This is a genomic window from Streptococcus danieliae (genome assembly GCF_013415245.1).
Classification (GTDB): domain Bacteria; phylum Bacillota; class Bacilli; order Lactobacillales; family Streptococcaceae; genus Streptococcus; species Streptococcus danieliae_A.
This window is the reverse complement of the sequence record NZ_JACBXX010000056.1, coordinates 1-12,098: the sequence shown is the minus strand read 5'-3', so window position 1 is coordinate 12,098 and position 12,098 is coordinate 1. Positions and strand designations below refer to the sequence as shown.

General features: G+C 48.4%; 8 protein-coding genes and 1 pseudogene. 6 read left to right on the top strand and 3 right to left on the bottom strand.

What is annotated here, in order from left to right; genetic code table 11:
• Window positions 1–568: 568 nt before the first annotated feature.
• From HZY94_RS01535 to HZY94_RS01525, 3 genes are all read right to left on the bottom strand, one after another.
• Window positions 569–4,096: a pullulanase gene (locus HZY94_RS01535; RefSeq protein WP_179924732.1), complete on the bottom strand. Its 3,528-nt coding sequence runs from the start codon at window positions 4,094–4,096 to the stop codon at window positions 569–571.
• 122 nt (window positions 4,097–4,218) lie between these two features.
• Window positions 4,219–4,701, bottom strand: a complete 483-nt coding sequence (gene tadA, locus HZY94_RS01530; RefSeq protein WP_179924731.1) for a tRNA adenosine(34) deaminase TadA — start codon at window positions 4,699–4,701, stop codon at window positions 4,219–4,221.
• A gap of 13 nt (window positions 4,702–4,714) precedes the next feature.
• The gene (locus tag HZY94_RS01525) at window positions 4,715–6,004 is read right to left on the bottom strand and encodes an adenylosuccinate synthase (RefSeq protein WP_160332878.1); all 1,290 of its coding nucleotides are present in this window, start codon (window positions 6,002–6,004) and stop codon (window positions 4,715–4,717) included.
• 186 nt (window positions 6,005–6,190) lie between these two features.
• Here HZY94_RS01525 and HZY94_RS01520 point away from each other — a divergent pair, with 186 nt between their 5' ends.
• The 6 genes and pseudogenes from HZY94_RS01520 (at window position 6,191) to HZY94_RS01500 (ending at window position 11,925) form a co-directional block, all read left to right on the top strand.
• Window positions 6,191–7,039, top strand: a complete 849-nt coding sequence (locus tag HZY94_RS01520; RefSeq protein ID WP_179924730.1) for a hypothetical protein — start codon at window positions 6,191–6,193, stop codon at window positions 7,037–7,039.
• Complete coding sequence (locus HZY94_RS01515) at window positions 7,036–8,301, top strand: toxic anion resistance protein (RefSeq protein WP_179924729.1); 1,266 nt, start codon at window positions 7,036–7,038, stop codon at window positions 8,299–8,301. The genes HZY94_RS01520 and HZY94_RS01515 overlap by 4 nt, the downstream gene beginning before the upstream one ends.
• 307 nt (window positions 8,302–8,608) lie before the next feature.
• Window positions 8,609–9,346, top strand: coding sequence for a metal ABC transporter ATP-binding protein (locus tag HZY94_RS01510; protein WP_179924728.1), 738 nt, complete (start codon window positions 8,609–8,611; stop codon window positions 9,344–9,346).
• Window positions 9,343–10,134 (top strand): annotated as a pseudogene (locus HZY94_RS10440) (metal ABC transporter permease); the annotation flags it as partial. The gene HZY94_RS01510 and the pseudogene HZY94_RS10440, both read left to right, overlap by 4 nt.
• Window positions 10,135–10,170: 36 nt before the next feature.
• Complete coding sequence (locus HZY94_RS10435; RefSeq protein ID WP_373683173.1) at window positions 10,171–11,094, top strand: metal ABC transporter substrate-binding protein; 924 nt, start codon at window positions 10,171–10,173, stop codon at window positions 11,092–11,094.
• Between the two features lie 180 nt (window positions 11,095–11,274).
• Window positions 11,275–11,925 (top strand): metal-dependent transcriptional regulator, encoded by a 651-nt coding sequence (locus HZY94_RS01500; protein WP_179924726.1) that lies wholly within the window; start codon window positions 11,275–11,277, stop codon window positions 11,923–11,925.
• The last annotated feature ends 173 nt before the right edge of the window (window positions 11,926–12,098 follow it).

Genomic DNA, 12,098 nt, shown 5'->3' with positions numbered 1-12,098 from the left:
GCCTTTAAAACACTTGAGGACGTGATTGATAAACTACAAGAAGTGATTCAAAGTTTGCATTGGTCTGACCTTAAATCTATTGTCCATAGAGAATGGATTTTTTCAGATTTTGAATTTGAATGAGTATCAGTTCTTTTTGGATTACCATTGGGAGACCTCCACATAAAGTAAACGTTTACATTTATGATTGTAGCACTCCGTGTTCCGTATTACAATAGTTTATATTAAAATGGAAACTAGTTTCTGTACATTTTTATGAATAGCTTTTTACTACGAAAAAATAGCTATATTGTTCTGTATTGAAACCTAGATAATAGACCAACAGGTTCAATATAGTCTGCCTAAAAATCGCTCCTAATACTGTATTAACAAGGTTTTAAAACATCAACAGAAATGTCACATCACAAGACAACTGAAATTCTCCATTTGTCCCGTAAAACACTTTTTGACATTTTTCTGTTCCGTCTTTCAGACTAGCAAAAAATCCAGAGACGACAATCTCTGGATTTTTCTGCTCTTCAGTTGTTTCAGTTACAAGCTCTCATCACTAAACTCAAGCTCGCCTTCTTTAATCTCGCTTTTTCTTTTCAAACCAGAAACTCGCTCCCACCCCTAAGAAGCCTAGAATTTCTGCCCACAGGCTGGCCTGGCTTCCGGTTTTTGGTAAGCTTTTAGGTTCCTGTTCTAACTGAAGTGGACTGTCAACTACCGGTTCAGGCTTAGCTGAGGACACCTCTTGCACGGGTGGTTTCACTGCCAGTAGGGATTGACTGACCACTACAGTCGGGCTGACCGGTTTGTCAGCAGGAAGATCTTCCACCTGCTTTTCGGTCGGATTGACTTGCGGAGGAACCGGCTCTAGCGGGCGCTCCTTGCGGATCCAAAGCACCGTCGCGGTCAGAGGAGCCAGGCGGACTTCTGTGTCCAAGAGGGTTACGCCGACAGGATGTTCCAGTGGTTCTAGGCCAGCCCGCTGTCCGTCGACCAAGACTAGCGGAGCAGAGCTGGCTGCATAGGCAAAGGAACGCTCTTGGCGATCAGCATTGACCAAGACTACATAGCGATCGCCATTTTTAGCCTCCAGCTCATAGCCCAAGACCAGATCCTCCTCCTGCACCCCATTTTGGCCCGGAATTGTCACCAAGCGCAGGCGCTGCTCGATCGCCTCTTTTTGCCCGATGCGGAAGACCTCAAGTGCCCTTCTCAATTGGATTAAGCCCTTGGTGTATTCTTTGGTAGCAAGATTTAAGGGGTGGGTTGCCCCGTCCTCGACCTTGGACCAGTCAAAACGGTTGATGCTATCGCTCGAATCATAGGAATCGTGAATAAAGTAAGGATAGTCAAAAGGCGAGCCATCTTCCTTGGTCAACAGGTGAGCCTTATTGGGAATCCGGTCTTCCGAGACAGGCTGGCGGTAAGCGGGATCACGGAACTGCTTGGTGCGACCATACTCCTGCCCTGAGTGGAGGAAGGGGATTCCCTGGGCTGTTAAAATCATCAGGTTCCCTAGACGAAGCCGTTGGTGGATTTCCTGCTCACTAGCTGCATCTGTCGGGTCCTTATGGATAGACTGGGCAATAACATCAAACAGAGTCAAATTATCATGTGCCGCAATGTACTGAATCACATCGGTCGGCTGGTCGGCCTCAAAGTTTCCAGGCTGGGCCTTGAGGTTTTGGAAAATCTGGGTCACCTTTTTGGGTCCCGTCGTTAGAAAGGCCGGTGCGCCCTCATTGGGGTAACCAGACTTGAGGCTATTCCGAATATCATCTGAGAAAACTGCAACCCCGTCGGTCTCCTTCATCCAGTCTTGATCCGCCGCCTGCTGGGGACTATCGGCATCCCCAGTGTAGGTGCGCCAGCCCTCACCTAAGAAGAGGACCTGCGGATTGAGTTCCTTGGCCAAACGATAGGCCTCTGCGATGCTGGCTGCATCGTGGTCTCCCATCATATCAAAGCGGAAACCATCGACCTTAAATTCTGATAGCAGATAGCGAATCGAATCCGTCAAAATCCGACGACTCATATAATGCGTTGTGCCCAGACGTCCCCCACCAAAACTGGTTCGCGGCGTTCCATCCTGGTCCATAAAGTGGTAATAGTTTGGCTCTAGATCTTCAAAAATAGCTGTCTTGGCCGTGTGATTGTAGACCACATCAAGAATCACTGCCATCCCCCTGTCATGGATTGCTTGGACCAGCTCTTTCAATTCCGCAATCCGCTCGGCCGGATCTTGAGGCCGCTCTGAGTACATACCAGTTAGGGCAAAATAACTCTGGGGATCATAACCCCAATTGTAATTGACCCCACTGGAGCGATAATCCAACATCCGCTGCTGGTTCTCTGCCTCATTGACGAAGTAATAACTAAGAACGGGTAGGAGCTGAATATGGGTCACTCCCAGCTCCTGCAAGTAATCCAACTTCTTGATAAAGGCCCTGAAAGTACCGAAGGAGCCGTCTAGGGATAGCTGGGGATCCGAGGTGAAGTCCCGGACATGGGCTTCATAGATAATGGCATCCTGCTTGCCTCGGTACTTGTCTAGCTTCGCATAGGTCAAATCTTGAGGCCCATGTTCAGCTGGATTGACGAAGGCCGCCTTGGCTACACGATAAGCCGGTCCCTTATCCGCTTCCTCACTGTTCCAAAGAGCTAGCGATTTGGCATAGGGATCCAAGACAAGGCTCTCAGTCCCAGCCCTTGAAATTTTATACTGATAAAAATAACCCCGATAATCCGCAATGCCTAACTGAGCATCTGCTACCAAGGTCCGCCGCCAGACGCCCTTGTCCTGCTTATCCAAGTCGAGCTCAGCCACCAAGCGATCCTGATTGTCCTTGTCGTAAATCAAGATGCTGACGGAATCGGCTGAAGGAGACCAGAGAGCCAAGTCCACTTTGCGACCAGCCTCCAGAACCTGAGCTCCTAGAGGACCGTCGTAGGCGAAGAGACGATCCTTAAACTGCCAATTCTTTTGGGCGTCCAGGGTCACACCGCCATAAGTGACCCGATAGGGTAAACTTGCTGCTTGAAAGTCCCCTTTCAAATCCAACTGGCGCCGCTCCGGCTGCCAGTTCCATTCCTGAATAGACACAGTCTGGTCAGCCTCATCCAAGACCTGGAGCTGCTGCTGGATCTCTGCCTGAGCTGCTTCATCCAGATTGGTGAAAGTTAGCGTCAGGTCTTGAAGACTTGACTGCTGGGCCCCGATTAGGCGGATATCTTTGACAAAATAGGGGTTGGTATAAACATGGGCTTCGTCCTCGCGCACAAAGACCTGCTGGCCTCCCTTAATCTGCTCCAGGAGGTAATCCTTGGGCTGGATTTTCACCGCATCCCCCTCCTTGGTCTCATCTAAAAGCAGAAAACCCAGCTTCTGAGCCCCTGCCTTCAGGGGAATATCAACATAGGCCCCATAGCGACCAGCGGGTTTCAGAGCCAGTCCCCGCGGCCAGTCCGACAGGGTCAGCTCAACATCACCCCAGACCCAGACAGATTTCTGATCATAGTTCTGATCCGCTCGTTGGTAGTTAATCCGCAGGAGGTTGTCCGCCACCGGTTCATAAAGAGTCTGACTATAGTCCTTGGCAATCCAAACCTCCCGTGCCTTGGGATCGATAATCTCAAAGGTCTGGTCACCCGATAGATTGTCCCCTTTGGTATTGTTAATCAAGAAGTGGACCTGCTCCTGCTTGGTCTCCGCCAAGGGCACATCGACATAAACCCCGTAATGATCCCGCTTGGCTTCACTCAAGGCACTGGCCCCTGCCGGCCAGGGACCCTTTTTAGCCGATTCCTCGGCGACATCGCCCCAGGTCCAAAGCCCTAGACCCGCATCCGCTTCTGGAGCCTGCACATGAAAGCGGACCTGATTGTCCTCCTGCTCCTGCGAACTCGATAGCTGACTCGATTCCACAGGCAAGCTGGCAGCCGCCTGATAGGTTTCAGCTTCCACCTGGGGACTTGCCTCTTCCTGGTTAACAAGCTGGGCTGGGGCATCCGTCACCTCCTCAGCCCAGACCTGCTCTGCAGACATGGCCAGAACACTTGTTGCTACTAAGAGGCTGGACACCAGCCCCTTTCTTCCAATCGTCATACCATAACCTCCTATAGTAAGCGTTTCCATTTTTAGTATATACTTATTAGGAAACAATGTAAAGGTCTTACCAAAGCACACTTAAAAGCGGCTGGAGCCAAGCTCCAACCGCTGCTATTCGATTACTCTGATTGTTTGGCTTTCTGGCGCCGGGTGCGGAAAAAGTCCCGCATGATTCCCGCACATTCTGCTTCCAAAATGCCTACCTCCACCTCCACCCGGTGGTTAAGGCGGCTATCTTCCAAGATGTTATAGAGACTGCCAGCTGCGCCAAATTTAGGATTGGCAGCCCCGTAGATGACCTTGGGGATCCGGGCCAAACCGATGGCACCGCTACACATGACACAGGGTTCAATGGTCACAAAGAGCGTGGTATCCAACAAACGCCAGTTGCCAATCCGGGCATTGGCTTCTTCAATCGCCATCATTTCTGCATGGAGAATGGCGCGATTCAGGGTCTCACGCGCATTATGCCCCCGGCCGATAATCTGGCCGTCCTTAACCAGGACACAACCAATCGGAATTTCCTCCAGGGCCAGCGCTTTTTCGGCTTCCTTTAAAGCCTCCTGCATAAAGACTACTTTTTCTTCAAAACTATAGTCCATAAAGAGCTGCCCCTTATTGGCTCCAAACACTTTCTAGAATATTGGTTTGCTCACGACCTGGACCGACTGAGAAGGTTGAGATCCGCACGCCCACCAATTCCGAAATGCGGCGGACATAGTTACGCGCATTTGCTGGGAGCTCTTCTAAGCTGCGGACTCCTGTGATGTCCTCAGACCAACCTGGCATCTCCTCATAGATTGGACGGCAACGTTTCAATTGCTCCAAGCTAGCTGGGTAGTAATCAATCCGCTCACCATCCAGATCATAGGCTACACAGATTTTCACAGTGTCAAGGCCACTCAAAACATCAATGGAATTGAGAGAGAGATTGGTAATTCCAGATACCCGGCGGGAGTGGCGCATCACCACAGAGTCAAACCAACCGACCCGACGTGGACGTCCAGTTGTTGTACCATACTCATGACCAACCTCACGAATGCGCTCACCGACTTCATCAAAAAGCTCGGTTGGGAAAGGTCCGTCACCAACCCGTGATGTGTAGGCCTTGCAGACACCAACGACCTTGTCAATCTTACTTGGACCAACCCCAGATCCGATGGTCACCCCACCCGCAACTGGGTTGGAGGACGTTACAAATGGATAAGTTCCCTGGTCAATGTCCAACATAACCCCTTGGGCTCCTTCAAACAGAACCCGTTTACCTTGATCCAAGGCATCATTCAAGATGACAGAGGTATCCGTCACATACTTCTTAATCTCTTGACCGTAGGCATAGTATTCTTCGAAGATTTCCTCAAAATCAAGGGCCTCAGCACCATACAATTTTTCAAAAATCCGGTTTTTCTCAGCCAAATTGATTTGCAAGCGTTCCTTGAAAATATCACGGTCCAAGAGATCTGCAATTCGGATTCCAACCCGAGCCGCCTTATCCATATAGGCTGGGCCAATTCCCTTGATTGTGGTACCAATTTTATTTTCACCCTTGGCATCTTCCTGCAACTGATCCAGGCAGATGTGGTAAGGCAAAATCACATGAGCCCGGTCTGAGATGCGAAGGTTCTCAGTTGATACCCCTTCGTCGGCCAAGTATTTCAATTCCTTGACCAAGGACTTAGGATTGACAACCATTCCGTTCCCAATGACAGAGATCTTTTCTGGGAAGAAAATTCCTGACGGAATCAAATGCAACTTGTATTTTTTCCCATCAATCACAATGGTATGCCCGGCATTATCTCCACCTTGATAGCGAGCAATCACTTCCGCATTGGCAGATAGGAAGTCCGTAATTTTCCCTTTTCCTTCGTCTCCCCACTGGGTTCCCACAACAACAACTGAAGTCATATCTTGTCTCCTGCTCTTTTCCAAGAGGCCATCGCCTCAATTCGTTTTTACGACTCATTATATCTAATTTTCGGAATTTTTTCAATTTTTACGCAAGCCTCTCCGACTTCCGCCCTATCTTCCATCCTTTTCCCCCACAAACCCACTTTTTTTGCTAGAATATGGATAGGAAGATAGAGGTTATATATGAACAGAAAACAATCTTTATTTCACAGCCGTTTCTACAATTCCGGCTATTTCACCCTAATATTAATCATCATTTTTTGGGCCGCCCTGATCGCAGAACTCCCTGTGCTTGTTTTTCCGAGCCTCCTAACAATTTTTGCCCATCGCCTGCATGTTTCTTCCAATAAGAAAATGCGAATAGAATACCTGCGGCAGGACATCCAGAAGGTCGACCTCGATTTAAAACAGCTAGACTTCTTCCACAATCAGGGCAATGTCCAGTCCTACCAGGAACTAGCAAAACCAACCCTAGCCCGCTTGGAACAGATCCAAACAGAGGCCATCGACCTCCGTAAAAAGCTCGGCCTCAAACGCTACAATACCATTCGCAAACAAGCCGGCACCTACCAGCAACAGGTCCTCTACCAGCTGCAGGAATACAAACAACTGGACTACCAAGAACAAGCCCGCCTCAAGGAAAGCCAGGTTCCACCCCTAGATGATAACCAATGGGACGGACCGATCCCCGACGAAATCCGGGAAACCTACCTCAATATTCAAAGGGACCACCAAGAAATTGTCCGCAAAATCGAGGAATCCACTGGCGGTAACCAACAAGAACTCATGGCTGTCCACCAATCCCAGATGAACAATTTCCAAGAGATCCTCAACGGCTACCTGAAAATCTACCACGATCCCAAGGACTACTACCAGGCCAAGCAACGCCTCAAAAAAGCCCAAGTAGCCATGGAACAATTTGACCTACTCTTGGATGAAACCCTCAAACAATTAAACGAAACCGACATGCGGGACTTTGAAATCAGCCTCCGCATCCTTAGCCCCGAAGACCAAATAGGAGATAATAAATGAGTGAATCCTTCAATTTTGACATCGACAACATTGCCAACAAGGCTCTCAAGCAGGACAAAACCAGCGAAATTATCCTAGCCAACGACCCTGGCAACTCCAACACACCCAGCCTCCAATTTTTTGACAAACTAACACCCCAGCAACAAACCGCAATTCAAGAGCGAACCCCACAACTCGTGGATCAATTTTTGGAAAACAAGAACTCCCTCTTGGACTTTGGCCAGGATGCAGTCGAAAATGTCAACATCACAGTTAATAAAATCCTCAGTGAACAGAAAAAACTCGAAATTCCACAAGTAGACGAGATCCTAACCCAGACCAATCGGGAACTCAATGGCTTTGTGGCCAAATACAAGGATGCCAAACCAGCGGACCTAGAGCAGAAACCCAACTTCCTCCAAAAACTCTTCCGCCAAGGTAAAAACAACCTCCAAGAATTCTACTTCGACTCCCAAAACATCGAAAAGAAAATGGATAGCATGGCGGCAGCTGTGGTCACCCAAGAAGAGGTCTTGGCCCGCAATATTGTATCAGCAGAAATGTTGATTGAAGACAACACCAACTCTATTGAAAATCTAGTCGGTGTCATCGCCTTTATCGAGTCCAGCCAAAAAGAAGCCGGTGCCCGAGCCGTCCAGCTCCAACAAGAAGTAGCTAGCCTGGATCCTGCCAGCATCGACTATCAAGTTAAGTCAGACCAGTTAGCCCATATCACCGAAGTTGTCAATATGCTGGAAATTCAGCACACAGAATACATCAGCCGCCTCTACGTGGCCTGGGCGACCACCCCTCAAATGCGCAACCTGGTCAAGGTTTCTACCGATATGCGGCAAAAACTCGGGATGCTGCGCCGCAATACCATCCCAACCATGAAACTCTCCATCGCCCAACTGGGGATTCTCCAGCAATCCGTCCGCTCTGGGATGACCGCAGATGCTATTACCAATGCCAATAATGCAGCCTTGGAATTGCTAGCAGAAACCAGTAAGGAAGCCATCCCAGCACTTGAACGGACAGCCCAAAACCCAACCATGAGCGTCCAAGCTGTGACCAAATTAGCCGAGAGCCTGGTTGTTCAAAACCAACAAATCATCCAAGCCATTGAAGAAGGCCGCAGTAAACGGGCACAGTTGGAACAAACCATTGTTGAATCAGCTAATAGTATCAATGATTCGGTCAAACTTCGCGATAAAACCATTATCCAAAGCTTGCTCAATCAGGGCTTATCTGCTCAAAAAGAGATTGAGCAAAAGTCCAACTAGGACCCAGCTAATTTCCAATCAACCGAGTTAGCCAATCGAAACTATAGACGCCTGCATTCAAGGCTCAAACTGTATTACCTCCAAAACCGCTGGTCTTGGAGGTTTTTTTGCATCTGTACCAAGAGTATTTATCAGTCAGCCTCATGCATTAAGTTGACAAAATTATAAAATTAAGTTACCTTAATTTTAGTTCATCCTCATCGCAGATTCGTAACAATCGGTTTTTAGTTTACTTTTACGACGAGCTAGAAAGCACCGTCCTACAAGAGAAACAAAACGAGTGTCTTATTTCAAAAAAGGAGTTTTTATGAACCTAAAAATTACCAATCTAAGTCTTGCCTATGATGGGCAGGCGATTTTTCAAAACCTCTCACTGGATCTTAGTCCAGGCAGCATTACAGGTATGATCGGCCCCAATGGAGCTGGCAAGTCCAGCCTCGTTAAAGCTATGCTAGGACTTGTTGCTCGGGAAAATGGGCAGGTCCAATTCAACAATCAACTCTTGGACTTGCGCAAACACCGCATTGCTTACGTGGAACAGCGCAAAAATCTGGATTTAACCTTCCCAATCCAGGTTAAAACCCTGGTCGAAACCGGTAGCTACGGACAATTGGGGCTCTTTCGTAAACCAGGAGCCCGTGAAAAAGCGGCTAGTCGAAAGGCCATGCAGCAGGTCCAAATTGAAGATTTGGCAGACCGCCAAATTGGCCAATTATCTGGGGGACAGTTACAACGAGCTTTTGTCGCACGCGCCATCTTGCAGGATGCCGACCTGATTATCCTGGATGAGCCCTTTGTCGGTATCGATGCTGAAAGCGAAGCCCAGATTATGAAAATTCTAAGACTCTGGAAAGATGAAGGCCGAACCATCTTAGTTATCCACCACGATCTGTCCAAGGTGCACGACTATTTTGATGAACTCATTCTTATGAATCGGGGTATTATCCAAGCAGGACCCAGCCAGCAAGTCTTTACGGCAGAGAATCTGGCCCAAGCCTTTAATCCAGATTTTGCTACCATCTATTTTCAGGAGGACCCTCAATGACTGCCATTACAAATTTTATCCAAGCACTCCAAACCTACCCCTTCCTGCAAAATGCCTTGATAACCGCCATCTTGATTGGCATCATGTCCGGACTGATTGGCTCCTTCATTATCCTAAGGGGCATGTCCCTGATGGGGGATGCCATTTCCCACTCCGTCCTGCCAGGGGTAGCCTTAGCCTACATGCTCGGCCTTAACGTACTCCTCGGAGCCTCACTGTTTGGCTTTCTAGCTGCCCTTTTGATTGGCTACATCAGCTCCAAGAGCCCCTTAAAAATGGACACAACCATCGGGGTGGTCTTCAGCTCCCTCTATGCCCTCGGCTTTGTACTCATTCATTTCACCCAAAGCTCCACCAATCTCCACCATATCCTCTTTGGGAATATCCTGGCCGTCAGCCAGCTCGATTTACGAATCACGGCAACTATCTTTGTTCTAGTACTAACCTATATCTACCTCTTTTACAAGGAACTGCTGATCACATCCCTGGATGAGGCCTTTGCCCGTAGCTATGGCCTCCCAGCCCAGCTGATCCATTACAGCCTCATGCTGGTCTTAACCCTGGTCACCGTCTCTGCCCTCCAGTCCGTTGGCATTATCCTGGTTGTCGCCATGCTCATCACCCCGGCCGCAACCGCCTACCTCTGGACCGACCAACTCCCTAAAATGATGGCCCTCTCCAGTTTCGTTGCAGTCCTCGCCTCGATCATTGGCCTTTACTTCAGCTATACCTTTAACTGGGCCTCTGGGCCAACCATTGTTTTAACTGCAGCCCTTTATTTTGCCTTTTCATTTCTTTTTTCCAAAAAAGGAAAAAGAAGCGTTCTGAAACAAATCGGACTAGCTCTAGTCGGAATGGGACTCCTTCTGGGAGCTTGGACCGGGAATCAAGAGCGCACTACTGATAGAAGTCAGACCCAAGCCATCTCCGTTGTCACCACCAATTCTATCCTAGAGGATATGGTCCAACAGGTCGGCCAAGATCGCCTCCAGGTCTCTAGCCTTGTCCCACGTGGCCAAGATCCCCACGAGTATGAACCAACCACAGAAGATATTGCCAAGGTCAGCGACGCAAACCTGGTCTTTTACAACGGCTTGAACCTGGAAACCGGTGGTAATGGCTGGTTTTCGAAAATGGTTCGAAGCAGCCACAAACAATTTGGCAAGGATGTCATTGCAGCCAGCCAAGGAGTCACCCCACTCTACCTCTCTGGCCACCAAGAAGAAACCGACCCCCACGCCTGGTTAGACCTGGCTAATGGAATCCAGTATGTCCAAACCATCACCAAAGCTCTCCAAGAAAAAGACCCCCAAAATGCCAGCTTCTACCAAAAAAATGCAGATCTCTACATCGTCCGTCTCCAAGCCCTGCACCAAGAAGCCCAGTCCAAGTTTCTGGACATCCCAGAGGAGCAACGACTCCTAGTAACCTCGGAAGGAGCCTTTAAATACTTTGCCAAGGCCTACCATGTCACCCCTGCCTATATTTGGGAAATCAACACAGAAGCGCAGGGGACACCCCAACAATTGCAAACCATTCTCGATACCATCCGCCAGTCCAAGGTCAAACACCTCTTCCTAGAAACCTCGGTCGCCCCCAAAGCCATGAACCAGGTAGCCGAACAAAGCCAGCTAAAAATCTATTCCACCATCTTTACAGATTCCCTGGCCAAAAAAGGACAAGACGGAGACCAATACTACACCATGATGAAGTGGAATCTCGACAAAATCTACGAAGGACTGAAATAAGAGCTAGGCCAGCTGTCCATTTTTTTGCTATACTACTACTACTTCCAATCTAAAATCATTACTCAAACGATTTTAAATTCAAACTAGGCAGCGAGACGCAGGCATAACTGAAGTTAAGCAAGTCGAAGCTAACGACGTGTGAAGAAGTATCATCTAGACGCAAAACAAAGGAGACCCAGCATGACCCCCAACAAGGAAGACTATCTCAAGCGAATCTATGAGCGAAGCCAGGCACCTGGAAAAATGACCAACAAAGAAATTGCCCAGCTCATGGGTGTCTCTGAACCAGCAACTTCTGAAATGCTCAAAAAAATGATCCAGGAAGACTGGATTATCAAAGACAAGGTCAAAGGCTACCTGGTCACAGCCAAGGGCATGGTGCAGGTTTCCAACCTCTACCGCAAACACCGCTTGATCGAAGTCTTTCTGATCCAAAATCTGGGCTATGCCAGCCAGGACATCCATCAAGAAGCTGAAGTTTTGGAGCATAGCGTATCAGACCAGTTTATCAACCAATTGGAAATCATGCTCCAGTTCCCAGACTACTGCCCCCACGGTGGACGCATCCCGCGCCAGCAGGAGCTTTTACAAGAAGACTTTACCCAGCAGCTTTCCCAAGCAGAGACAGGCCGAGATTATAGTCTCCGCCGCTTTCCCGATCAGCCTGATTTTATCGACTACCTGGAAGAACAAAACTTCCACTTGGGAACAAGCTTCCACCTGATCAAAAAGGACAATTTTCTCCAAACCGTCGAACTACAGTTACCCGAACAAAAAGTCAGCCTGCCCCTAAACTTAGCCGACCAACTCTATGTCGAAATTCTTCAATAAAACGGCTCTATAATTTCTATAGTGGGTAACGACCCAAAATAGGGATTATAGGGCTTTTTGAGGTACAAAAAAAGCCCCATATGACCTATAATGAATAGTGACCAAACCAACATTAGGAGAATCATATGGAACTTATTTATAATACCACAGAATTACTCGGAATTACAGATAGA